The 23,833-nt window shown below is 38.3% G+C and carries 24 protein-coding genes; 1 reads left to right on the forward strand and 23 read right to left on the reverse strand.

Annotated features, from left to right (window positions below; all coding sequences use genetic code 11):
- Positions 1 to 66: 66 nt before the first annotated feature.
- Positions 67 to 552, reverse strand: a complete 486-nt coding sequence (locus LO754_RS17295) for a dUTP diphosphatase (RefSeq protein ID WP_024363829.1) — start codon at positions 550 to 552, stop codon at positions 67 to 69.
- A gap of 104 nt (positions 553 to 656) precedes the next feature.
- Here LO754_RS17295 and LO754_RS17300 point away from each other — a divergent pair, with 104 nt between their 5' ends.
- A complete protein-coding gene (locus tag LO754_RS17300; protein ID WP_024363828.1) occupies positions 657 to 1,052 on the forward strand; it encodes a hypothetical protein in 396 nt (131 codons plus the stop codon).
- A 43-nt stretch (positions 1,053 to 1,095) separates the two neighbouring features.
- Here LO754_RS17300 and LO754_RS17305 read toward each other — a convergent pair whose 3' ends face one another.
- The 22 genes from LO754_RS17305 to icd form a co-directional block, all read right to left on the reverse strand.
- Entirely contained in the window at positions 1,096 to 1,368 is a 273-nt protein-coding gene (locus tag LO754_RS17305; protein ID WP_024363827.1) for a DUF1294 domain-containing protein, read from the reverse strand.
- 250 nt (positions 1,369 to 1,618) lie between these two features.
- Positions 1,619 to 1,978, reverse strand: a complete 360-nt coding sequence (gene rplT / locus LO754_RS17310; protein WP_024363826.1) for a 50S ribosomal protein L20 — start codon at positions 1,976 to 1,978, stop codon at positions 1,619 to 1,621.
- A 58-nt stretch (positions 1,979 to 2,036) separates the two neighbouring features.
- Positions 2,037 to 2,237, reverse strand: a complete 201-nt coding sequence (rpmI, locus tag LO754_RS17315; protein ID WP_024363825.1) for a 50S ribosomal protein L35 — start codon at positions 2,235 to 2,237, stop codon at positions 2,037 to 2,039.
- A 31-nt stretch (positions 2,238 to 2,268) separates the two neighbouring features.
- The gene (gene infC, locus LO754_RS17320; protein ID WP_231784902.1) at positions 2,269 to 2,772 is read right to left on the reverse strand and encodes a translation initiation factor IF-3; all 504 of its coding nucleotides are present in this window, start codon (positions 2,770 to 2,772) and stop codon (positions 2,269 to 2,271) included.
- Between the two features lie 394 nt (positions 2,773 to 3,166).
- The gene (gene thrS / locus LO754_RS17325; protein WP_231784903.1) at positions 3,167 to 5,101 is read right to left on the reverse strand and encodes a threonine--tRNA ligase; all 1,935 of its coding nucleotides are present in this window, start codon (positions 5,099 to 5,101) and stop codon (positions 3,167 to 3,169) included.
- 393 nt (positions 5,102 to 5,494) lie between these two features.
- Positions 5,495 to 6,424, reverse strand: a complete 930-nt coding sequence (dnaI, locus tag LO754_RS17330; protein ID WP_255313727.1) for a primosomal protein DnaI — start codon at positions 6,422 to 6,424, stop codon at positions 5,495 to 5,497.
- 24 nt (positions 6,425 to 6,448) lie between these two features.
- Positions 6,449 to 7,822 (reverse strand): replication initiation and membrane attachment family protein, encoded by a 1,374-nt coding sequence (locus LO754_RS17335; RefSeq protein ID WP_029747352.1) that lies wholly within the window; start codon positions 7,820 to 7,822, stop codon positions 6,449 to 6,451.
- An 18-nt stretch (positions 7,823 to 7,840) separates the two neighbouring features.
- On the reverse strand, positions 7,841 to 8,311 hold the full coding sequence (nrdR, locus tag LO754_RS17340; protein ID WP_024363821.1) for a transcriptional regulator NrdR: 471 nt from the start codon (positions 8,309 to 8,311) through the stop codon (positions 7,841 to 7,843).
- 169 nt (positions 8,312 to 8,480) lie between these two features.
- Entirely contained in the window at positions 8,481 to 9,503 is a 1,023-nt protein-coding gene (locus tag LO754_RS17345; protein WP_025220297.1) for a glyceraldehyde-3-phosphate dehydrogenase, read from the reverse strand.
- A 379-nt stretch (positions 9,504 to 9,882) separates the two neighbouring features.
- Positions 9,883 to 10,476 carry a dephospho-CoA kinase gene (gene coaE / locus LO754_RS17350; RefSeq protein WP_024363819.1) on the reverse strand — a complete coding sequence of 198 codons (594 nt, stop codon included), beginning with the start codon at positions 10,474 to 10,476 and terminating at the stop codon, positions 9,883 to 9,885.
- A 13-nt stretch (positions 10,477 to 10,489) separates the two neighbouring features.
- Entirely contained in the window at positions 10,490 to 11,362 is an 873-nt protein-coding gene (gene mutM / locus LO754_RS17355; RefSeq protein WP_024363818.1) for a bifunctional DNA-formamidopyrimidine glycosylase/DNA-(apurinic or apyrimidinic site) lyase, read from the reverse strand.
- Positions 11,363 to 11,373: 11 nt separating this feature from the next.
- Positions 11,374 to 14,001 (reverse strand): DNA polymerase I, encoded by a 2,628-nt coding sequence (gene polA, locus LO754_RS17360; protein WP_024363817.1) that lies wholly within the window; start codon positions 13,999 to 14,001, stop codon positions 11,374 to 11,376.
- Between the two features lie 210 nt (positions 14,002 to 14,211).
- On the reverse strand, positions 14,212 to 14,643 hold the full coding sequence (locus LO754_RS17365) for a hypothetical protein (RefSeq protein ID WP_025220300.1): 432 nt from the start codon (positions 14,641 to 14,643) through the stop codon (positions 14,212 to 14,214).
- Between the two features lie 364 nt (positions 14,644 to 15,007).
- On the reverse strand, positions 15,008 to 16,009 hold the full coding sequence (gene hflC, locus LO754_RS17370) for a protease modulator HflC (protein ID WP_024363815.1): 1,002 nt from the start codon (positions 16,007 to 16,009) through the stop codon (positions 15,008 to 15,010).
- Complete coding sequence (gene hflK / locus LO754_RS17375) at positions 16,009 to 16,995, reverse strand: FtsH protease activity modulator HflK (RefSeq protein WP_231784904.1); 987 nt, start codon at positions 16,993 to 16,995, stop codon at positions 16,009 to 16,011. The genes hflC and hflK overlap by 1 nt, the downstream gene beginning before the upstream one ends.
- A 134-nt stretch (positions 16,996 to 17,129) precedes the next feature.
- Positions 17,130 to 17,849, reverse strand: coding sequence for an LrgB family protein (locus tag LO754_RS17380; RefSeq protein ID WP_231784905.1), 720 nt, complete (start codon positions 17,847 to 17,849; stop codon positions 17,130 to 17,132).
- The gene (locus LO754_RS17385; protein ID WP_024363812.1) at positions 17,846 to 18,211 is read right to left on the reverse strand and encodes a CidA/LrgA family holin-like protein; all 366 of its coding nucleotides are present in this window, start codon (positions 18,209 to 18,211) and stop codon (positions 17,846 to 17,848) included. Before LO754_RS17385 ends, LO754_RS17380 begins: the two co-directional genes overlap by 4 nt.
- Positions 18,212 to 18,454: 243 nt before the next feature.
- Complete coding sequence (gene pnpS, locus LO754_RS17390; protein ID WP_025220303.1) at positions 18,455 to 20,008, reverse strand: two-component system histidine kinase PnpS; 1,554 nt, start codon at positions 20,006 to 20,008, stop codon at positions 18,455 to 18,457.
- Complete coding sequence (locus LO754_RS17395) at positions 20,005 to 20,721, reverse strand: response regulator transcription factor (protein ID WP_024363810.1); 717 nt, start codon at positions 20,719 to 20,721, stop codon at positions 20,005 to 20,007. The genes pnpS and LO754_RS17395 overlap by 4 nt, the downstream gene beginning before the upstream one ends.
- A gap of 55 nt (positions 20,722 to 20,776) precedes the next feature.
- Positions 20,777 to 21,217: a MaoC/PaaZ C-terminal domain-containing protein gene (locus LO754_RS17400; RefSeq protein WP_024363809.1), complete on the reverse strand. Its 441-nt coding sequence runs from the start codon at positions 21,215 to 21,217 to the stop codon at positions 20,777 to 20,779.
- 190 nt (positions 21,218 to 21,407) lie between these two features.
- Positions 21,408 to 22,346, reverse strand: a complete 939-nt coding sequence (mdh, locus tag LO754_RS17405; protein ID WP_231784906.1) for a malate dehydrogenase — start codon at positions 22,344 to 22,346, stop codon at positions 21,408 to 21,410.
- 178 nt (positions 22,347 to 22,524) lie between these two features.
- Positions 22,525 to 23,787: an NADP-dependent isocitrate dehydrogenase gene (gene icd, locus LO754_RS17410; protein WP_024363807.1), complete on the reverse strand. Its 1,263-nt coding sequence runs from the start codon at positions 23,785 to 23,787 to the stop codon at positions 22,525 to 22,527.
- Positions 23,788 to 23,833 lie beyond the last annotated feature (46 nt).

A 23,833-nucleotide genomic window follows, 5' to 3' on the forward strand; every position in this document is an offset into this window, starting at 1 on the left:
TTTACCGAAATATTCCTAGTGAGTCGTCTGAAAATTGATGTTTTTTTTACTTTTTAGTCTAGTAAATTAATAGCCACTTCGTTGGCGATTATAATTTTCTTCGTTTTTTTCAATATACGCTGACACAACATCCTCAAATGTAAAACCGAGGTTATATGCAAGTAACCCATAGCATTGCCAAATTGCTGCATAACTATGCTCTGTTGGGTGGCTTATAAATGTTAATATATAGTTTTGTGTCATTAAAAATGTCTCAGTTAAATCACGCTTCTCTTCCACAACTGGCCATTTTTCTATAGCCGTATAGCCTTTAAGTAGCCCTAGCGATAAAATAAAGTGAATTGAATCCACATACTCCTCTAAAATTACTTCGCGCGCTGATGGTCCTTTCGTACTCCAAAACTTAAAGCAACGTGTTTCATTGGCAAGCTCCGCAAGCTCAACCATTAACGCCAAGCCTTTCTCTTTAAAGACATCGTGTTCAATATTTTGTGTTTTTGCAATAAAATCATCAAGTTCTTTTTGCATCGTAAATAATTGTTGTAAGTTCATTTTTTTCTCCTAAATTTCTAAAATTTTTTTGTATAAAGTGAAACTAAATGTCTCCCCCAATCGTATAGGTAGGAATAACCTTTCTTCAAGGGGGAATTTTTTAAATGTTACCATTACTTATTCGACTTGCAGTGATTGCGCTTATTATCTATGTATTCTATAAAGCGATTCGATATATAACCGATCCTAAACGAAAACTCGATGAAGCCTATGAAAAAGGCCAATATTACTTTTATGATGACGTAAAAAATGTTCGAAAGAATTTCTTTATTTCTTTTAAGGGTGCGCTATTTGAAGGTGAAAAATACTTGGGTACGACCGAAGATGCGTTTGAGGTCGTTACAATTTTCGTTGGTGCCCGCGACACTGCAACTTTACAAGGATTTACAAGGAGTGACTTCGAATATCTCCAACAAGAAATTTTATTTAACTATCCTAACGCTAAAATCAACTGGAAGCAACCCATTGAACAACTTATGCGTGACACATCCTCTTCATGAGGATGTGCCAGGCACTCACACAATTCTACACAATTTAAGTTTTTTATAATGAGCTACTCCATAATTGCACGATTATAAAAATTTGAATTGCTGCAATCAATGGAAAGCCAAACGCAAAACTGTTATGGCGTGTTTTATGACGGAATAAATACATACCTAATACGCCACCAACAGCCCCTCCTGCAATTGCCAAGGTAAACAACGTACGTTCCGCAATGCGCCACTCATGCTTTTTTGCGCGCGATTTATCCATGCCCATCATAACAAGCAATACAACTGAAACAATTGCCATATAGGCAAGTAAAGCTTGAGCCATTAAAACAACCTCCTATGTAAAAAAGACTGATGAAATAACCCCACCAGTCTTCACTATACACTAATTTATTCGCACTTGTCGCTTCGCTTCAATGCCAAATATCTTTTGCCTCTGTCGCTTTGCTTTCGAGGCTAAAACCTTATTTTGCCTCTGCCGCTTACGCTTTCGGGGCAGAAATTTATTTATATTTTGCCCCTGTCGCTTACGCTTTCGGGGCAGAAATAAAAAAGAGCGACTTAGTCGCTCTTTTTTATTTCGCTACTGCTTTTTTAGCAGCTTCTGCTAATTGTGTGAATGCTGCAGCATCTGTTACAGCTAAGTCAGCTAACATTTTACGGTTAACTTCGATACCAGCAACTTTTAAACCGTGCATTAAACGGCTGTAAGAAAGACCGTTCATGCGAGCAGCTGCGTTGATACGAGTGATCCATAATTTACGGAAATCACGTTTTTTCTGACGACGGTCACGGTATGCATATTGACCTGATTTCATTACTGCTTGGTTAGCAACTTTATATAATGTATGTTTAGAACCATAGTAACCTTTAGCTAATTTCAATACTTTTTTACGACGTTTGCGCGTCACTGTTCCGCCTTTTACGCGTGGCATATGAATTACCTCCTGCTTTTCATTAAAAAATGAATATTAGTTTATTTTGTGTAGTCAATCATTTCATGTAAACAAGTAATGATTTGATGCGTTTGAAGTCACCAGATGATACAACTTTACCTTTACGTAGGTGACGTTTTTGTTTCGTAGATTTGTTTGCGAATAAGTGGCTTCCGTAAGCACGGTCATATTTTAATTTACCTGAACCCGTTTTTTTGAAACGTTTCGCAGCTCCACGGTGAGTTTTCATTTTTGGCATGTCGAATTCCTCCTAAACTGTTCGTCTAATATTATTTCTCGTTCTTTGGTTGAAGAACTAAGAACATGCTTCGGCCTTCCATCTTCGGTTTTTGTTCAACCGTAGATACTTCAGCACAAGCTTCAGCAAAACGATCTAACACACGTTGACCAATATCTTTGTGTGTAATCGCACGACCTTTGAAACGTAGGCTGCATTTTACTTTATCGCCTTTTTCAAGGAATTTAATCGCATTACGTAGCTTCGTTTGGAAATCATGTTCATCGATTGTTGGGCTCAAGCGAACCTCTTTCATCACGATGACTTTTTGATTTTTACGAATTTCACGGTCTTTCTTTTGCTGTTCAAACTTAAATTTACCATAGTCCATGATACGAGCGACTGGCGGCTTGGCTTGAGGTACCACAAGGACAAGATCCAAGTTTACACGAGTGGCGATTTCTAGCGCTTCGTTACGTGTCTTTACACCAAGCTGGTCACCATTGTGATCGATTAATCGAAGTTCACGTGCGCGAATGCCTTCGTTTACATACATGTCTTTGCTAATAGTAATCCACCTCCAAGTAGTTGTCGCGAATACATGGTTTGGGCAAAGCCTTGCCCGGTTGAACGGTACATCCTCTTGTCATGTCCATAAAAAAAGGACGGACATTTTTGAAGATGTCCGCCCGCTATATGTGCATGCGTAAATGTACGCAAAACAATTCAACGTGTCATACCTGTTCACAGCCTAAGCGTTGTATCAGGTGAGAAGCGGGCAGCCTCTACTTCAACCACAAACTTTGTATTCATTAACCTTAATTATATTAGCATGTACAATTTAGATTGTCAAATATTTTTACAATCTCATAGTTAGTATGTGTAATACACTTACAGTTTATACGTCATTATAGTACAAATAATTAAAGATAATCAAGTACTTTATTCAATTAAAAACGTGCAACTTCCGCTTTAATATTCGCTAAGAAGTCTTCGAATGCAATTGTTTCTGAATCTTTTGAGCCGTAACGACGCACGTTTACACCGTTAGCTTCAACTTCTTTATCGCCAATAACAAGCATGTAAGGAATCTTTTTCATTTGAGCTTCACGGATTTTGTACCCTAGTTTTTCTTCACGGTCATCCATTTCAACACGTAATCCAACTGCTGTCAACTGCTCTTCGATTTGTTTCGCATAGTCGAAGTGGGCTTCGTTTGATACTGGGATTACTTCTACTTGTACTGGTGCTAACCAAGTTGGGAATGCCCCTTTATATTCCTCAATTAAGAAGGCAACGAAACGTTCCATTGTTGACACAACACCACGGTGAATAACGACTGGACGATGTGGTTTACCATCTTCACCTACATATGTTAAGTCAAAGCGTTCTGGTAATAAGAAGTCTAATTGTACAGTTGATAACGTTTCTTCTTTACCAATGGTAGTTTTTACTTGTACGTCAAGTTTAGGGCTATAGAACGCCGCTTCACCCTCTGCTTCAAAGTAATCTAAGCCAAGCTCATCCATTGCTTCTTTTAACATGCTTTGTGCTTTTTCCCACATTGCATCGTCATCAAAGTACTTCTCTGTATCTGCTGGATCACGGTAAGACAGACGGAAGGAGTAATCTTTTAAATCAAAGTCTTTGTACACTTCTAAAATTAACTGCACAACTTTTTGGAACTCTGCTTTAATTTGGTCTGGACGAACAAAGATATGTGCATCATTTAACGTCATCCCACGTACACGTTGTAACCCTGAAACAGCGCCCGACATTTCATAACGGTGCATTGTTCCAAGTTCAGCAATACGTAATGGTAAATTTCGATAAGAGTGCATGCTGTTTTTGTAAACCATCATATGGTGCGGACAGTTCATCGGACGCATAATTAATGTCTCATTATCCATTTCCATTGGTGGGAAAATGGAATCTTGGTAATGATCCCAGTGACCAGAAGTTTGGTAAAGCTCTTTAGAACCAAGTACTGGTGTATAGACATGTTTATAACCAAGCGATAATTCTTTGTCTACGATATAACGTTCAATCACACGACGGATTGTTGCACCATTTGGTAACCAAAGTGGTAAACCTTGACCTACTTTTTGAGAAGTAGTGAATAATTCTAATTCTTTTCCGATTTTACGGTGGTCACGTTCTTTTGCTTCTTCCAACATTTGAAGATGGTGTTTTAATTCTTCTTTTTTGAAGAAAGCTGTACCGTAAATACGTTGTAGCATTTTGTTATCAGAGTTCCCTCTCCAATAAGCACCTGCTAATGATAATAATTTGAACTCACGTAGTTTACCTGTTGATGGTACGTGAATACCGCGACATAGATCGAAAAATTCCCCTTGGTAGTAAATAGACACTTGCTCATCAGCAGGAATCGCTTCAAGTAATTCTAATTTATATTCGTCGCCAATTTCTTCATAAATTGCTTGTGCTTCTGCACGGCTAACGTTTTTACGCTCTACTTCTAGATTTTCAGCAATAATTTTTTTCATTTCTTTTTCGATTGCTGGTAAATCTTCAGCAGTAATTGGTGTTGGTGCATCAATATCGTAGTAGAAGCCGCCTTCAATAACCGGACCAATACCAAGTTTTACTTCAGGGAATAGGCGTTTAATCGCTTGTGCTGTTAAATGGGCTGTTGAGTGACGAAGAATTTCTAATGCTGCCTCATCATCTTGTGTAATAATGGCAATTGTTGCATCTTCTTCAATTGGTGTTTTTAAGTCTACTAATTCTCCATTTACTTTCCCTGCATAAGCTTTTTTACGAAGTCCTGGGCTAATAGATAATGCCACATCATCAGTAGATGTACCTTTTGCAAATTCCTTTACAGCGCCATCTGGGAACGTTAATTTAATCATGTCTGACATTTTGTTGCACTCCTTGTTTGGTTAAATTTAGTGATGCATGATGAAGCAGCGAATCTTATGGTTAACGTAAGCTTGCACAAAAAACCCTGAAAAACAAAAAAGCCCCGTCCCTAACAAAAGGGACGAAGCGTATGCTCGTGGTTCCACCCTTCTTCCTTCCGATAAAATCATCAGACGAAGCTCAAGGCTAGCTAACGGGCTAGGGACCGGCGAAAGATATGCCCTTTCGCTGCTCAGTAGGTAGTAAATAATGTGTCCAAACTAGGAAGCTTACAGCCGATGACTTCCCTCTCTAAAAGCCGTTACACAAAATTCATGTCCTCATCATTGCATTGTGCTATATAGTATATGAGACAGTATACGCTCGATTGTCATAAAATGCAACTGTCAATGTTATAAACGTCGATTTTTGCCACGCATTTCTATAGGCTCCGTCAAAGCTCTCACACGTTCCATAATACGGCCAGCCTTTACGACCTCAATATCCCCTTTTTGAGACTGCGCTAAGTGATGCTCTAATTCATCATAGTTAAAATTAGAGGTAATGAATGTTGGCAATTGTTCTGCCATTCGATAATGGAAGATTGTCCCTAAAATTTCATCGCGTGTCCAAGCTGACATTGTTTCTGCCCCTAAATCATCAAGCATCAATACCGGCGCTTTTTTCACATAATCTATTTTTTCATTTAGCGTATTATCACCGATTGCATTTTTCATTTCACGTAAAAATTCGGGTACGAAAACGACCACTGAACGGATTTTTTTGGAAGCCAATTCATTCGCAAGTGCACCAAGCACAAAGGATTTCCCTACACCAAACTTCCCATATAAATAAAAGCCTTTCGTTGGCAACTGCCCTGTTTCCTCTGTTTTCTTAACAAATTGTGCCGCCCGTTGCGCGATAAGCACACGTGATTCATCATCAATCATTAAATCTTGGATTGTCGCTTGTAACACATCTTTTGGCATATGCATACTAGCAATCATATTGGCAACATCCCGACGTTCATCCTCACGTACCTTTTGTTCACAGCGCACGTAATCAATTTCAACCGTATTGCGTACAACCCGTAATGTCGGAATAAAACCTTTTAAATAATTGGTGCAATGCGCTGTATGATCACAACCACAGCACACTGTCGATTGACTAATAAATTCATGTAGCTTTGGTAAATTGCGCTCAACAGCATCGTAGCTTAATTCTTCTGCGTGTTCTGCTAAAAAGGCCTGCACACGAGGGTGTTCTAAAATCTCTCGCCTCATCGCCTCATATCGCTCTTGAAATGATGGTACATTAATAGCTCTTTTTAATGCTTTATTAATTGGTTCGATTACCGTTCACCTACTTTACTTATCGCTTTTTCCAAGCATTGCTAATATTTTTTGGCGCTCTTTTTCAAAATCCATCGTACTTGAAGAAGCGCTCTCGTCTGGTTGCTCATTGCGCTTATAAAACCATTCAGGTACTTTTTCCTTACGCTGATTATTTGCTCGCCCTTTGACATACTGATTATTATTTTTAGCTGGTGCCTGTGGTTTATTTTTCCACGTTGTATATTTATCATGTTCTTGACGTGCAAGTTCCATTGCTTCCTTCGCCGTCTTAATGTTTTTTCGCACCCAGTGATCGGCAATGGTTTCCACATACTTTTTAGGTAGTTTCATATCCGTAGATAGCATGACATATTCAAGTAGTGCATTAACCACGCCTACCGGCATCCCATGTTGCACGATTAAGCTCTCAGCTAATTGTACAGATGTTTGCAATGGCTCTTTACCATTATTAATATCTCGCAACACTTGGACAGGAGGTGTTGACTCTAAATAATGTTGCAACTCCTGATCTTTTGTTTTTTGAACAGCATCTTCCTCAACCGGTGGAGCATATACTTTGGCAAGCTTTGGTGGCTCTTTTGAAACAGTAAGCTTATAAAAATCGGCTGCCGCTTTTCGTAATCGTTCTTGTGAAATACCTAACTCATCATCAAGCGCTAAAATAACAACCTTTTGCATATCCAATGCCGTTAAATGATAGAGGAATGCTAATTTGGCAATTGTTTCGCGCACTTCAAGCGTCAGCAAATTTGCGGGTACTAACTGGTCAGATAAACCTGCCTGTAGCAACTCAAAATCAAATTGCTCAAAATAAAACGGGTAGACCTTTTGTGCATTTTCTTTGCTATCAATGCCACCCTGCAAATCGGTAGGAATATTGGTATTAACCGGTTTAAAAACATCCATAAAGGCGCGTGATACATCTTTATATTCTGTACCCCTTATAGGCTGAATAAAACGTTGGCGCAATTTCCGATACGCCTGCTCTCCGATTTTACTAAACAAAAACATTGATAATAAAGGATCTTTCATAAAACTATCTGCATCAAGCGGGCGCATAAGCTCATATAAAAAGCTTCGCTGTTCTGCCTCTTCTTTTTTCCAAGTACGTAACAAACCGATTGCTTCAAGTGCAATACGTGCTTCGAACACTTTACCGATTGGTAGTCCTAGCACATTCATTAAATAATAATGATTCATTTGCTGTTTTGGCATTTGCTCTGCTTCAGCCCATAGTGTTAAATAAAGACTGATTGGTTCAGCACCCGTTAGAGGTTGATAAAATAATGTTACTAATTGACGTTCCATCGTGGAAAGCGCATGAGGTAGACGAATGTCAAAAGTATCTGCGGGCTGCAATTCTTTATACAAATGAATCAACGTCATTCACCCTCTCTGTTTTTCCTAAGATTTTTGCTCTGTTTGACGTTGAATAATTTCTTTTATTTCCTCAATAAATACATTGATATCCTTAAACTGACGATAAACCGAGGCAAATCGAACATAGGCCACCTCATCAATTTTTGCCAAACGATCCATCACCATTTCTCCTACATCCTCTGATCGTACCTCAGCGTTCCCAATACGGCGAAGGTCTTTTTCAATAGATAGAACAAGTCCCTCTAAAACATCTAAAGCAACCGGACGTTTTTCACAAGCACGAATAAGACCACGCAGCACCTTCTCGCGGCTAAACTCTTCCCGTGAGCCTTCTTTTTTCACAACGACTAACGGTGTTTCTTCAATTTTTTCAAACGTTGTAAAACGAAAGCCACATGACTCACATTCACGACGTCTACGAATTTCTTTATTATCATCTACTGGCCTCGAATCCACTACGCGTGTTCCGTTAAATTGGCAAGAAGGACATCTCATATTTTTACTCTCCTGATTCCACAACAATTTGATATTTGTATTATAACAAATTTCCTACAAATAAGAAAAGTTCATTTGGTGCCAGGCACTCAAACAATTTGCTTTACATCCTAACTTGCAAAAAAAAGCACATTGAAACCATAAGATTTCAATGTGCCAATAGCGTTCATTATGCGTTAACTGTTTCTAGCGCTTTTGCAACTTTTTGCACTAGGTCTACAACACGTGCAGAATAGCCCCACTCATTATCATACCAAGCAAGTACTTTTACTTTACGGTTACCCATCACCATTGTTGAAAGTCCATCAACTGTAGATGAGTATGTTGTTGTATTGTAATCAGCAGATACAAGCGGCTCAATTGAGAAGTTTAAAATACCTTTCATCGGCCCTTCTGTTGCTGCTTTGACAAATGCAGCATTAACTGAATCAACTGTCACATCTGTATTTAAATCTACAACAAGGTCAACTAGTGATACGTTTGGTGTTGGAACGCGAAGTGCCATACCGTGAATTTTGCCTTCTAATTCTGGTAACACTAATTTTAATGCTTTTGCAGCACCTGTAGATGTTGGAATAATCGATTGTGCACAACCGCGCGCACGACGTAAATCTTTATGTGGGTTATCTAAGTTTTTTTGGTCATTTGTATATGCGTGAACTGTTGTCATTAAACCGCTTTCGATACCAAAAGTATCATTTAACACTTTTGCAACCGGTGCTAAGCAGTTTGTTGTACAAGAAGCATTTGAAATAACATCATGTTTTTCAACATCAAGCTTTTCATCATTTACACCTAAAACAATTGTAACATCTTCGTTTTTACCTGGAGCTGTTAAAATTACTTTCTTTGCGCCTGCTTCAAGGTGCATTGCTGCTTTCTCACGATCATTGAATTTACCAGTTGCTTCAATTACAATATCCACGCCCATTGTAGCCCATGGTAATTTTAATGGATCACGTTCGCTAATAATTTGGACACGTTTACCATTTACAATTAAAGCATCGTCTGCTGGTTCAACCGTACCTTCGAATGTTCCGTGATTTGTGTCATACTTAATCAAATGTGCTAACGTTTCCGCTGGGTAGCTTGCGTTAATTGCAACAATATTTAAACCTTCCTGTACGATCGCTTGGCGGAAAACCATACGTCCGATACGTCCGAAACCGTTAATAGCAACTGATACTGTCATTATAAAATCCTCCTGTGAGTGCATACTCATATTCATTATATACTTTATGCTAATTAGTATAACACAATTTTAAAAAAGATGAACATTATATATCCATAATAAAAAAGTTCTTATTTTCTGAAAAATAGCACCTTTTTTGAAATAAAAAAATTCAGTACTTCATGTTTATTATTACGCTTATAAACAAAAAAATGCACAGCAATAATTGCTGTGCCTAGAATGCCTTTGGCTACATACTGGTTGATTTGTTCTATGGGCGAGCACGCCAACTAACCTAAGATGTGGTACAAAAAGGTGAAAAATAACAAAGGCATCAAGAATAATCTCTCGATGCCTTTTTGGAGCTTCTCTGTGTAGTAATTAACGTTGCGCTTTTTGACTAAAGTACGCCCCAATGCGTCAGAATTTTCTTTAACTGCTCTTCTGTTTGTTGTAAATTTTCATTGTTGTAAATCACCGCATGTGCACTTTTTTCTTTCACAGACATGGGTAACTGTGAATGCATACGAGCTAGCGCATCTTCCTTTGATAATTGATTGCGCTCCATTAATCGTCGAAGTTGCACCTCTTCACTAACTGAAACAACAAGTATTCGCTCTACAAAATGCTCCAATTTACTTTCAAACAGTAATGGAATATCCATCACGACATGCTTTTGTCCAGCCTCTATATATGCATCGCGTTGGCGTAACATTTCCTGACGAATAGCAGGATGCATAATATCATTTAAAATTTTGCGTTTCGCCGGCTCATGAAAAATAATATCACCAAGCTTTGGACGATTTAAGTTGCCATCTTCAAGTAAAATGTCTGCACCGAAATTTTGGACAATAAGTGCCAACGTCTCCGTTCCTGGTTCCACAACATCACGTGCTACAACATCTGCATCGACAATCGGTAATCCAAGCGCTGTCATCATTTTGGCGACTGTGCTTTTACCACTTGCAATACTTCCTGTTAGTCCGATAATCATAGTAAATTCCCCTTTAATGTTGACAATTTGGACAATATACAGATGTACGTCCACCAATTGTCATTTGACTCGTCCCTGTTCCACACACTGGGCATATCTTTTTACCGTACATTTGTAATCGATTTTGCATGCTTCCTGCCTCGCCATTAATATTACGATAATCCGAAATCGTTGAACCTCCCGCTTCAATACTTTGACGCAGGACGTCAACAATTGCCCCAAAAAGTGCACGTTTTCGTTTTTCACTTATGCGGTTCATTTTGCGGGCTGGGTGAATTTTTTGAGCAAATAATGCTTCTGTCGCATATATATTGCCACAGCCCGAAATCACTTGGCCGTCCATAATGACTTCTTTAACAGCCTTTTTCTCGTATTTCGGTAGCATGGATTTGGCTATAAAATAATCACATGCTATCTCATCAAACGGTTCAGGCGCCATTTTTGTCAGTGGCGCATGATCTTCAATTTTCGTTAAAAATCGCAACTCACCAAAACGGCGAATATCTGAATAAATTAAATAGCCACCATCTGCCATTTGAAAAGTTGCATGAATATGCTTTTTAAATTTTTCTTCATTGATTTCTTCAGGCGTGTTGACGATAAACCATGCACCTGTCATGCCTAAATGACTGACTAATACATAGGACACATCTTCTTTCACCAAATGAAAAAATATATATTTAGCACGGCGCTCAATCTTCGTAATCGTCATTTGAGATAATGCCATTTCAAATGCATCGGGCTCAGCTTGCTTAACGATACATTGCTTTCCTTCATCATAAGAAAAGCGGACAATTTCTGACAGTTGAACCTGCTTAATTGTGCGACCTTCAACTTCCGGCTTTAATGCCTGCACGACACCTTCTACCTCTGGTAATTCAGGCATTTTACCCCTCCTTACTTTGCTTCGTACCAAGTTGCCCCATAGTTGAAGTCCACTTTCAATGGAACAATCAACTCAATGGCATTTTCCATAACCTCTGGTACAATTTTTTCGAGCAAGGCAATTTCTTCTCTAGGCGCTTCAAAAATTAATTCATCGTGCACCTGTAAAAGAAGTTTTGCTTGCATGTTTTCCTTTTTCAAGCGAGCATCCATATCAATCATTGCTTTTTTAATAATATCTGCCGCGCTTCCTTGAATCGGCGTATTCATCGCTGTGCGCTCTGCAAAGCTTCGTAGATTGAAATTCGAACTCGTGATATCTGGTAAATAACGACGACGATTCAATAACGTTGTGACAAAACCATTAAATTTTGCATCTTGGACAATCTCATCCATATAGTTTTTTACACCAGGGAAGCTGGCAAAATATTTCTCAATAAAAACGGCTGCTTCCTTACGTGTGATATCTAAATTTTGTGATAATCCATAATCACTAATGCCATACACGATACCGAAGTTAACTGCCTTGGCAGCTCTACGCATGTTGCTATCAACTTCTTCTGCGGTTACATGGAAAACATCCATCGCGGTACGTGTATGAACATCCATGCCTTCACGGAAAGCTTCCACTAAGTTTTTATCCTCTGACATATGAGCAAGTACACGCAACTCAATTTGAGAGTAATCCGCAGAGAAAAGAATCCAATCTTCTTGCGATGGCACAAATGCCTGACGAATTTTTCGCCCTTCCTCTAAACGAATTGGAATGTTTTGTAGGTTAGGGTCCGTTGAGCTTAGGCGACCTGTTGACGTCAATGCCTGTTGGAAGCGTGTGTGTACTTTTCCGTCTTCTTTATGGATTTCTTTTAGCAAGCCTTCAATATACGTTGATTGTAACTTACCGAGCTGACGGTACAGTAAAATATGCTCGATAATGGCATGCTCTGGCTTTAATTTTTCCAACACATCTGCTGCTGTGGAATAACCTGTTTTCGTTTTTTTAATCACTGGTAAACCTAGCTTGTCAAAAAGGATAACGCCTAATTGCTTTGGTGAATTTATATTGAATGCTTCGCCCGCTTCCGCATAAATTTCCTGCTCAATCACTACTAATTTATTATTTAGCTCCTGCCCCATCGTTTCAAGTGTGGCACGATTTACTGTAATCCCTTCACTTTCCATTTCACTTAAAATCGACGCAAGTGGTAGTTCTAAGTTTTTATACAGTTCAAACTGTTCATTTTCCTTTAACAATGCCTCTAGTTTAGGTTGTAATGTCCACACAGCAAACGCTTTACGACTAACATGTTCAGCTAGTACATCACTTGCTGGTATAGCACGTTTTGCTCCTTTACCATAAACCGCCTCATTTGCTTGCACTTCTCGATAGCCTAAATCCTTTGCAAGTGTTGCCACATCATCACCGCTAAGTGCAGGGTTATTAATATAGGATGCAAGCAATAGGTCAAACTCCACCCCTGCTAAACGAATACCTACACGCTTTAAAGCCGCCTGTGCTGCCTTCGTATCTGTTATATATTTAATCTTCGTAGCGTCTTCTAACCATCGACGTAGCAAATCAGATGTAGAAGCCACTTCAAATGGCACATAAATCGTAGCTGTGCCATCCGTTAAAGCAATACCTAGTGGCTGACAAGTATGATAATGCTCATCTTCTAACTCTACATGTATCGCCATAACGTCCTTTAAGTGCTCTGGCTTCACTTCTTGTACAATGTCAAAAGCAAATGGTGCCTGTTGGTGTTCTTCCACAGTAAAATTACTTTTATCTAGTAGTGATTTGAAGCCGAGCTCCTGCCACACACTAATTAGTTCTTCTTCGTTAGGTCCACCATAAGCAAGGTCATTTAACGTTAAATCAATCGGTGCTTCAGTAAAAATTGTAGCAAGCTTTTTACTCATTAATGCCTGCTCTTCATTGGCAACAAGCTTTTCTTTCATCTTGGAAGCCTTTAACGTATCCATTGCTTCATACAGTGCCTCAACTGAGCCATGCTCTTTTAACAATTTAACAGCCGTTTTTTCGCCAACACCAGGTACTCCAGGAATATTATCAGAGGCATCCCCCATTAAACCTTTCATATCTATAATTTGAAGAGGTGTTAAGCCATACTTTTCTTCGATAAATGCAGGTGTGTTTTTTTCGATTTCTGTAATGCCCTTTTTCGTAATATACACTGTTACCTTATCCGTTGCGAGCTGGGTAAGGTCACGGTCTCCTGACACGATAATTACTTCCATATCTTGTCCTGCTGCTTCTTTTGCCAATGTGCCAATAATATCGTCCGCTTCGTACATGTCTAGTTCATAGCGTTTAATTCCATAAGCATCAATCAGTTTGCGAATATAAGGAAACTGCTCTGAAAGTTCTGGTGGCGTTTTTTGACGGCCACCTTTATATTCCGTAAATGTATCGTGACGAAATGTCGTTTTACCTGCATCGAAAGCAACGAGCATCTTCGTCGGTTGTTCTTCCTCCAAAATTCGTTGCAACATCGTTGTAAAGCCGTACACTGCATTGGTATGAATACCGCTATCATTTGTCAGCAGTGGCAATGCAAAAAAAGCGCGGTAAGCTAAACTATTACCGTCTAGTAATAGTAATTTTTCCTTAGTCATCTTATTTCCTCCTGAAGTCGTCGTTCTTTTCATTGTAAAACGAAAACGTATGTTTGAAAATGCCTCTTTCCTCTACTTTATCGGGAAAACAGACTTTTTACCAATCATAGGGACGCAGATCAGTTGAAAAATTAAAATCACGCAACATTCCATGGTATTTTCCGTTAAATCCATAAAAAAAGTCAATTGCACATGCAATCGACTCTACTCTTATTGACTAACATTTTTAGCTCTTTCTTTACGAAAGAAAATTTCCTCATAAATAACTGTCATCATGAAAGCATTCATAAAAGCAATAACAAAAAATAGCGGCATACCGCCTAGTTTTAACTGTGTTAGTCCTGCACTAAACACCATGACTACGCCGATTTGCGCGAGGAAGAAAATAAAACCAATGCCCACCTGCCAAATTGGGCGTTTCTCTTGCCGTTTCTCGTACCAAAATATTTTTTTAGAAGCTTTGCGTACATCCTCTGCAATGACTAATCCTAATAAAAATAAAATAACAAAAAATACCGGTATATGATAAACACTGTTCGTCATCCAAGCAAAATCAGATATACGAAAGAAAAGTGTAAAAAACGATGCGATGCTACAAGCAATCCCTAAGTTTTGGAGCCACGTGCTAATGGTTAGTTTCACAGCTATTACCCCCATCTATCATTTCTAAACAACATCATTTTATCAGAAAATAGCAGTCTATAACACAACCAATTATTTGTTAGAATTAATTTCATAGTTTGGATACTAGCATTACTACAAGGTCAAAAGAGAAAAAGTGTTAGATTGATTGTCGTCAATCTAACACTTTTTTGCTGCGCCGTTATTGTCCACTTCAGCGGTACTTTCCGCTCAGCACAGTAAGCCGCAACCCTCGCTAACGCGCGGAATGCCCGCGTCTTACACTGTGTGCGTTCTGAGCAGAAGTCACCGCTTAGCTCCTAACAACTAGTACTATCTATTATATTTAGTATATTCTTTATTAACCCCTGCAAGGATTCCAGTATTACTTTATATAGCCTGATAACACTTTTGCATACGGTGAAGTAGACGGCAAGATAATCACCGTATCCTCACCAACTGTTTTCTTGTACGATTCTAACGTACGGTAGAGCGAATAAAATTCCGGGTCTTTAGAGAAGGAGCTATTGTAAATTTTCGCTGCCTCCGCTTCTCCTTCCGCTTGTATCAATGCTGCTTCTTTATTGGCTGTTGCTAGCATTTCTTGCACTTCTCTATCTGTTTGTGCTTCGATACGGCGTTTATCCGCATCACCTTCTGATAAATATAGTTGTGCAGTTGATTGTCGTTCTGAAACCATACGCGTAAATACAGACTGCTCATTTTCTGCTGGCAAATCCGTTCGACGGATACGTACATCTACTACTTCAATTCCGTATTTATCGTTTAGCAATAATTCATTCACACGTGCTGTTACACGATCATTTAAACTACCTCGAGAGGAATTTTCATCATTAATGATTTCATCGTATTTAAGTTGACCAAGCTCTGTTCGAATGACAGAATAAATAAACTCCTCCATTCTAGATTCTGCCTTCGTCAGCGTACCCGCATTGGAGATTAGTGCTTTCGGGTCTGTAATGCGCCATACTGCATAATTATCAATAATGATACGTTTTTTGTCCTTTGTATTAATCTCTTCCTCTGAAATATTATAGGTCATTTGATTTTTGGGTAGCGTTGTTACACTTTGAATAAATGGTACTTTCATTTTAAGCCCTGGATCACGTTCAAATTTTACTACTTCCCCAAATTGTCGAACAACAGCATATTCAGATTCTTTTACGATGTATACATTAGCAAAAAGAATAATGGCAATAGCAAAAACAACAGTTAATGTGACAACAAGAGAAATGTATTTTTTAGGATTCAACGGGCCCTTTTTTGACATCTTGATAACATTGTCTCCATCACTTGGAGCAGTATTTTTTGACTTCCCTGATAAAAAATTTAGAAATTTTTCAAGATCTTTATTTTTCTGGTCCATTAATTACCGCTCCCTTCTTTTTTATCTGTTGGTGCCTGCTGTTCTTTTGGCTCCTGTTGTACTGTTGGTTGTAATGCTTGTAATGGCAAATACTTCATCGTACTACCATCATCATTCATAATATAAATTTGTGCCTTCGGAAGAACATTTTCGAGCGTTTCTAAAATTAAACGTTCTCGCGTAATTTGTTGGTTACCTTTATATTGTTCATACATTTTATTAAAGACTGCGACATCCCCATAAGCTTGCTCAATACGAGCTGTTTTCGCACCATTTGCTTTTGAAATGATGGCGTCCTTTTCCCCTTCAGCTTCGCTAATTCGTTGGTTTTTATATTTTTGCGCTTCATTCGTTTTTGTATTTTTCATCTCGCGTGCATCTGTTACTGCAGTAAATGCCGCACGTACTTCCGCATTCGGTAATTCTACATCCTGTAATTTGACACCTAATACGCCAATCCCAATATCATATTTATCTATAAGTGAAACAAGCAATTCTCTTGTTTCGGCTTCAATATCTGCTTTTCCATCTGTTAACGCAGCATCAATTGTTGAACTACCAATGATTGAGCGAATGGCGCTCGATGTAGCGCTATGTAATATTTCTTCTGGATTTTGTGCATTAAATAAGTATTTGCTAGGATCTGTAATTTTCCATTGCACTACAAGATCTGTTAAAACAATATATTCATCACCTGTAATCATTTTCGTTTCAGCATCATAAGCTTCCAATTCACCTTCTTTATTTTGCTTATAGCCAAACTGTAAACTAAATGTTTCTCTTGACAAAATCTCAACGGATTGTATAGGCCAAGGCAATTTAAAATGTAAACCTGGATTTGTTACCGTTTCATCAGCACGGCCAAACGTGATGACAACTGCTTGCTCCGATTCATCGACTGTGTACCATGAAGTAAATACAGCGATTAGTGCTACAATGCCGAAAATCCCAAGCCCTACCATCATTAGTGTCCTTTTCACACTCATGTCTGTTCCTCCCTTATGCTTAGTACTATTGTATACGGGATATTTCATAAAAAGATTCAAAATAATTTCATAAAGTAAAATTAGATAAATTGTTTGAGTGACTGGCACACATACAATTACAAAAAAATATCCCGTCACCGTGAAGGTAACAGGATATTCATAACGAAATGTTCTAACACTGGGAAAAATGTAGCTGACAACACGATGCTTATTAGGGCAGCTACAATCATCGCTAAACTAGCAAAAGTACCTTCTAGTTCCCCTAATTCAAATGCTTTTGACGTACCCGTTCCATGCGCACCCATGCCAAGCATTAACCCTCTTGCAGATGGCTTTTGGAAACGACATATCCGCATCACGATTGGTGCAAGTAGGCTAGCTAAAATACCCGTTGTCATAACAAAAACCGCAGTAAGTGTAGGTGAACCACCTATCATATTGGAAATATCCATCGCAATAGGCGTTGTGACAGACCGTGGCACTAAGCTATGAACTAGCTCATCATTTAGCCCAACTACTAACGCTATAATAAAGGAAGAAGCGATTGCAACGGCTGATCCGATTGCAATGCTAAGGACAATTTCAAATGCATGTTTTTTTAATAGATCAAAATTTTTATAAATCGGTACAGCAAATGCAACGGTTGTAGGCCCTAATAAATTCGATAAAATATCAGCCCCTGCATTATAAGATTCATAGGATGTACCAGTTACTAGCAACAATAAAATAATAACTAACGGGCTAATCAAAATTGGCGTAAGCCATTCTTTACGAAACTTTTGATAGAGCGCTTTGCAAGCATAAAAAATCGCAATGGTCCCTAATAAACTGATGACAGCAATCACTATGTTCATGCAGCATCCCCCTTCTTTCTCTCTAACCACTGCGCAGTATAACCCGTCACTAACATTACTACAAATGCACTAACTGAAATAACAAGTATTACTTTCACGCCTTGTATACCGAATAATGCATCATAATCAATGATACCTATCGCGGAAGGTATGAAAAATAATAACAATTCACTAAGTAATAACCCTGCGCCTAACTCAATCCATTCTAATTTAATAAGATGAAACTGTAACATTAAAAATAATAAAATAAGTCCAATTATACTACCGGGAATCGGCAAGTGAAGTAAACGAGCAATGCTATTCCCAATAAATAATATTATATAAAGATAGCCAATTTGCACGAAACTTTTGACGATTTTCATGGTCAACCTTCTCTCAATTTTTTATGCTACTATACTTTACACCTAAATCTACTACGTGTAAAACAGAAAAAATCTATCCCCAAAATAAATTTGGAAATAGATTCTTCTGTGGCGAAAGCTAAAGTAGCAACCATAAAAATCTTCATACAAGTTATCAAGATTTTTTCTTCATTATATTCGTCTTCACAAAATAGGGGGTTTCTATAAAACAGTATAGCCCTCTATTTTGAATCCTACATATAATTATTGTAAAGAATTTGTTAATTTTTTAGGAATCATTACAATCATTTTTGTGCCAACCCCTACTTTACTTTCTACCTGAATTCGCCCATGATGTGCCTCCACTAAATGCTTAACAATGGCTAGCCCTAAACCGGTTCCACCCGAATTTCTACTACGTGCACGATCGACACGATAAAAACGTTCAAAGACACGTGCAATTTCATGCTTTTCAATCCCTATACCTTCATCTTCAATTTCAATAATTCCATACATATCATTTTCCTTCAAGCGAATCGTGACGGTTGTATCTTCAGGTGAATAGGTGATGGCGTTTGTGATTAAATTCGTTACAATTTGAATAACGCGATTTGCATCCCCCATTACTTCCACATCACGAGCAATATCCACATGAAAGCTCATATTTTTTTCATCGAGTCGTGGCCCTGTTAATTCTGCTCCACGTATCAGTACATCCTGCAAGCCCATAGGCATAATATTTACCGTGAAACCATGTTGCTCGATTTTAGATAACTCTAATAAATCTTGGATGAGCATTTGAAGACGATTGCTCTCTTTATGCATAATTTCTAAAAAAGACAGCAGCATCTTTTCATCCTTGTATGCACCATCAAGCAGTGTTTCAGAAAAGCCTTTAATGGATGTAATCGGCGTACGCAGTTCGTGTGATACATTGGCTACAAAGTCTTTCCGTATTTGCTCTAAGCGTACAAGCTCTGTTATATCATGCATAACAATGACAACGCCTAGCCAACGTCCGTGGTCGCCAATAACAGGAGCACCGTACACTTCTTTATTATATAACTCCTGCTGTACTTCCATTTTTATTTGTTGGCGATAGGGCATTTCTGTTAAAAATACATGGTCTATAAATTGCTCAAGCGTTTTCGGTAAGCCAATCGTACGAAAAACTTTTCCTTGTACATCCTCAAGTTGCATACCAAAGCGCTCTAAAAACACGCGATTGACGATTGAAATATTCCCCTCACGTCCAATCATCATAAGTGAGCTGCCCATGTTTTCAATTAACGTTTTTAGCCTTTCTTCTTCTACTTCACGAATCGTCGTAATATCCTGTAAATTACGCGCTAAAATATTGATGGAATGACTAAGAGGCATCATGCGTTCCTGCTCATTCTCGTGTGCACGAGCACGGTAATTTCCTTTTGCTAATTCAAGTGCCGTTTCGGTTACATTATCAATCGGTGCGGTGAAATTCACAATCATGTAACGACTTACAACGGCTATTAATAGCAGCGTAATCGTAAATAATATTGCTAAAACACCATACAGACGGGCACGCACGTATGACAAGAGCGAGTCCTTTATTTCGATTGTTTGAGATGCAACTAATGCTTTTTTATCTTCCTCAGATAAAGTAATTTGACGTTCCTCTAGTACTTTTTCGATTGCTTCTTGACTTGATGAGCTCGCCTGCTCTTTGTATTGTTCTACATAAACAGGAAAAAGCTGACCTATAACAATCATTAGGACAGCTAGAATCGTTCCGAGTGAGAGCATGAATGTCAAGAATAAGCGGTTACTCATTGATTTCATGAAGTTTTCGGCTCCTCAAATTTATAGCCAAGACCACGAATTGTTTTAATAAACATCGGTTTACGACTATTTTCTTCAATTTTATCGCGGAGGTGACTAATGTGCACATCTACAATACGAGTATCGCCTGCAAAATCATACTTCCAGACAGCACTTAAAAGCTGATCACGCGTTAAAACACGGTTTTTGTTTTCGAGTAAATAAATAAGCAACTCAAATTCTTTCGGTGTAAATTCCAGTGCTTCCTCTTGTAAAAATACTTCAAAACGCTCAGGAAATACGCGTAATTGTCCAAATTCGTACATTTTTTCTTGAGATGCATCCTTATCCTCAATCACAACATTTTGTGTAAAGCGTCTTAAAACCGCTTTAACACGTGCTAATACTTCACGTGGACTAAAAGGCTTTGTCATATAATCGTCAGCCCCTAATTCCAAACCAAGTACTTTATCGAATTCATCATCTTTTGCTGTTAACATAATAATCGGTGTATTCATTCGTTGTTGACGAATTTGCTTACAAACTTCCATACCATCTAACTTTGGAAGCATTAAGTCCAAAAGGATTAAATCGGGCTGAATTTCCATGGCTCTATTTAGCCCTTCTAAACCATCGGCTGCCGTCTCAACTAAATAGCCAGCCTGTTCTAAATTATATTTTAATAAGGTCGCAATAGAAAACTCATCTTCTACAACTAAAATTGTCTTTGTCATGTATATTGCCTCCGTTAGTGATTTGAAACCCCCATTTCAAATCTTAAGACGCTCGCTATAATGCCAGTGGTGGTGTCACCAGCAATGTACCTTCAATTACAAGCTGCTTTTGTTCATTATAGGAGAGCACAGATACAGTAATAGTATTCTGTACTTTATTGACTGCTGTTACCTCTAAAAACGTATCAAATAATTCATAATGATAGAGTGGTCCTAAATACGTTAAATGTTGTTCGATAATACGCGCTCCTGGTCCAGGTATATACTTTGAGACAGCTGACGTAATTATGCCATTTAACATAATAGTTGGTACAATTGGCTTTTTAAAAGGCGTCATCGCTGCATATTCATGTTGAATATATAATGGATTACTATCATTTGTAAGTCCTAAATAAAGCAATAAATCCTTATCTTCTATTTTTTCAGTAATATGAATTTTCTCGCCAACTGTAATTTCATCAATAGTGAGACCAAGCTTACTGTTCTTTTGAAGCAAAGATACGCCAACCCCTTTTCTATCATACTACCTTCATAGTATCAATTTTATTCTAAAAGTACAACGAAAAGCAGAATAACCATTTTATAACTAGGCATAGTATAAAGTACAAAAGTGGCTTTTTTTAATATTTTTCTGCATAAAAAAAAATCGAGTAAGAATGAATCTTACTCGATTTCATAAACTTTGATTAAGCTAAAACTTTCATAACTGCTTTGACAGCGTCAGCAGAATTATCTAATGCAGCTTTTTCTTCATCCGTTAATGCCAGTTCAAAGATTTTTTCAATACCGTTTGCACCAAGTAATGTTGGTACTCCTAAATAAATATCATTGTAACCATATTCACCTTCTAGGTAGGCGATAGATGGAAGTATACGCTTTTGATCTTTAATGATTGCTTCAGCCATTTCAACAAGTGCAGCTGCTGGAGCATAGTATGCGGAACCGTTACCAAGTAAGTTGACGATTTCTGCACCACCATTGCGCGTGCGATCTACAATTGCTGCTAAACGTTCTGGAGCGATTAAAGTTTCTAAAGGAATACCACCAGCAAAAGAATAACGAGTAAGTGGTACCATTGTATCACCATGACCACCTAATACAAAACCAGTAATGTCTTTTACAGAGATGTTTAGCTCTTCAGCTACAAAAGCACAGAATCGAGCGGTATCAAGTACACCTGATTGTCCGATTACACGGTTTTTTGGAAAGCCCGTTTCTTTAAATACTGTGTAAGTCATCGCATCAACAGGATTTGTCAATACGAGAATGGTTGCGTTTGGTGAATGAACAGCGATTTCTTTTGAAACAGTTTTCATAACGCCTTGGTTGATTTGAACTAAGTCGTCACGGCTCATGCCAGGTTTACGTGCGACACCTGCAGTAATGATGACTACATCAGAATCAGCAGTATCTGCATAGTTAGAAGTACCTTTTACAAAAGAATCAAAACCTTGTATTGGCGCAGCTTCCCACATATCTAAAGCTTTACCCTTTGTTGGATTTTCAGCTTGTGGGATATCGACTAATACAACATCGCCAAGTTCTTTTTGTGCTGCTAAAAAAGCTGCAGTTGCGCCGGTGAATCCGCCACCGATTACTGAGATTTTTTTACGTTTCAAAGTCATTTGAATACGCTCCTTTTATTTTAGGATATATGCTAAAAAAGGGAGGAGAATAAATTCTCTCTCCCTCGATTAAACCAGGTACTAATATTACTGTAGCAAACCAATTTTACATGAAACAAACGTCTGTTGACACATTCCGGATTGTTACAGTGATCATTTTTACGCTATTTCGTAAAAATTATAGGTTTTTAATTAGTTCGTTAGCGAATTCTGAACATTTCACTTCTGTAGCGCCGTCCATTAAACGAGCGAAGTCATAAGTTACAACTTTTGAAGAGATTGTATTCTCTACAGATTTAGTGATTAGATCAGCCGCTTCTTGCCATCCTAAGTGTTCAAGCATTAATACACCTGAAAGTAATACTGAAGATGGGTTAACTTTATCTAAGCCAGCATATTTTGGAGCTGTACCGTGAGTAGCTTCAAAGATCGCGTGACCAGTTACGTAGTTAATGTTCGCGCCTGGAGCGATACCGATACCACCAACTTGAGCAGCTAATGCATCAGAAATATAGTCACCATTTAAGTTCATTGTAGCTACTACATCAAACTCAGTTGGACGAGTTAAAATTTGTTGTAAGAAGATATCAGCGATTGAATCTTTTACTAAGATTTTACCAGCTGCTAAAGCTTCAGCTTGTGCTTTGTTTGCTGCTTCTTCACCTTGGTCAGCTTTGATTGCATCATATTGGTTCCAAGTGAATGTTTGATCAGCAAATTCAGTTTCAGCTAATTCATAACCCCATTTTTTGAATCCACCTTCAGTGAATTTCATGATGTTTCCTTTGTGAACTAAAGTCACAGAAGGACGGTTATGTTTAATTGCATATTCGATAGCAGAACGTACTAAACGCTCAGTACCTTCTTTAGATACAGGTTTTACACCGATACCTGAAGTTTCTGGGAAACGGATTTGGTTAACACCAAATTCAGTTTGTAGGAAGTTGATGATTTTTTGAGCTTGTTCAGAGCCTGATTCGAATTCGATACCTGCGTAGATGTCTTCTGTGTTTTCGCGGAAGATAACCATATCAACGTCTTCTGGACGTTTAACTGGAGAAGGTACTCCGTCAAAGTGACGTACTGGACGTAAGCAAACATATAAATCAAGTTGTTGACGTAATGCTACGTTTAGAGAGCGGATACCACCACCGATTGGTGTAGTAAGAGGACCTTTGATTGCAATTAGGTATTCGTTAATTTTGTCTAAAGTATCTTGTGGTAACCATTCACCTGTTTGGTTGAATGCTTTTTCACCAGCTAAAACTTCTAACCATTCGATTTTCTTTTCGCCGTTATAAGCTTTTTCTACAGCTGCGTCAATTACGCGAGATGCTGCTGCCCAAATATCTGGACCGATTCCATCACCTTCGATGAATGGGATTACTGGGTTGTTTGGTACATTAAGTACGCCGTTTTCAACTACAATTTTGTTTGACATTGATGTTGCCTCCTAAATTCATAATCATAGGACTGTGTTATAGGTA

The sequence above is a fragment of the Lysinibacillus sp. GJ-1 genome (genome assembly GCF_021166035.1).
In the GTDB taxonomy this organism is placed as follows: domain Bacteria; phylum Bacillota; class Bacilli; order Bacillales_A; family Planococcaceae; genus Lysinibacillus; species Lysinibacillus sphaericus.

Coding starts and splice junctions, on each gene's coding strand:
- thrS (WP_231784903.1), bottom strand. CDS start 5,101: ATGTCAGACATGATTAAATTAACGTTCCCAGATGGCGCTGTAAAGGAA.
- rplT (WP_024363826.1), bottom strand. CDS start 1,978: ATGCCACGCGTAAAAGGCGGAACAGTGACGCGCAAACGTCGTAAAAAA.
- LO754_RS17305 (WP_024363827.1), bottom strand. CDS start 1,368: ATGGCTCAAGCTTTACTTGCCTATATGGCAATTGTTTCAGTTGTATTG.
- LO754_RS17300 (WP_024363828.1), top strand. CDS start 657: ATGTTACCATTACTTATTCGACTTGCAGTGATTGCGCTTATTATCTAT.
- infC (WP_231784902.1), bottom strand. CDS start 2,772: ATGTATGTAAACGAAGGCATTCGCGCACGTGAACTTCGATTAATCGAT.
- LO754_RS17295 (WP_024363829.1), bottom strand. CDS start 552: ATGAACTTACAACAATTATTTACGATGCAAAAAGAACTTGATGATTTT.
- mdh (WP_231784906.1), bottom strand. CDS start 22,346: ATGACTTTGAAACGTAAAAAAATCTCAGTAATCGGTGGCGGATTCACC.
- hflC (WP_024363815.1), bottom strand. CDS start 16,009: ATGGACCAGAAAAATAAAGATCTTGAAAAATTTCTAAATTTTTTATCA.
- nrdR (WP_024363821.1), bottom strand. CDS start 8,311: ATGAGATGTCCTTCTTGCCAATTTAACGGAACACGCGTAGTGGATTCG.
- icd (WP_024363807.1), bottom strand. CDS start 23,787: ATGTCAAACAAAATTGTAGTTGAAAACGGCGTACTTAATGTACCAAAC.
- LO754_RS17380 (WP_231784905.1), bottom strand. CDS start 17,849: ATGAACATAGTGATTGCTGTCATCAGTTTATTAGGGACCATTGCGATT.
- mutM (WP_024363818.1), bottom strand. CDS start 11,362: ATGCCTGAATTACCAGAGGTAGAAGGTGTCGTGCAGGCATTAAAGCCG.
- LO754_RS17345 (WP_025220297.1), bottom strand. CDS start 9,503: ATGACAGTATCAGTTGCTATTAACGGTTTCGGACGTATCGGACGTATG.
- hflK (WP_231784904.1), bottom strand. CDS start 16,995: ATGAGTGTGAAAAGGACACTAATGATGGTAGGGCTTGGGATTTTCGGC.
- LO754_RS17395 (WP_024363810.1), bottom strand. CDS start 20,721: ATGACAAAGACAATTTTAGTTGTAGAAGATGAGTTTTCTATTGCGACC.
- coaE (WP_024363819.1), bottom strand. CDS start 10,476: ATGATTATCGGACTAACAGGAAGTATTGCAAGTGGTAAAAGCACAGTC.
- LO754_RS17385 (WP_024363812.1), bottom strand. CDS start 18,211: ATGAAAATCGTCAAAAGTTTCGTGCAAATTGGCTATCTTTATATAATA.
- pnpS (WP_025220303.1), bottom strand. CDS start 20,008: ATGAAATCAATGAGTAACCGCTTATTCTTGACATTCATGCTCTCACTC.
- polA (WP_024363817.1), bottom strand. CDS start 14,001: ATGACTAAGGAAAAATTACTATTACTAGACGGTAATAGTTTAGCTTAC.
- rpmI (WP_024363825.1), bottom strand. CDS start 2,237: ATGCCAAAAATGAAAACTCACCGTGGAGCTGCGAAACGTTTCAAAAAA.
- LO754_RS17335 (WP_029747352.1), bottom strand. CDS start 7,822: ATGACGTTGATTCATTTGTATAAAGAATTGCAGCCCGCAGATACTTTT.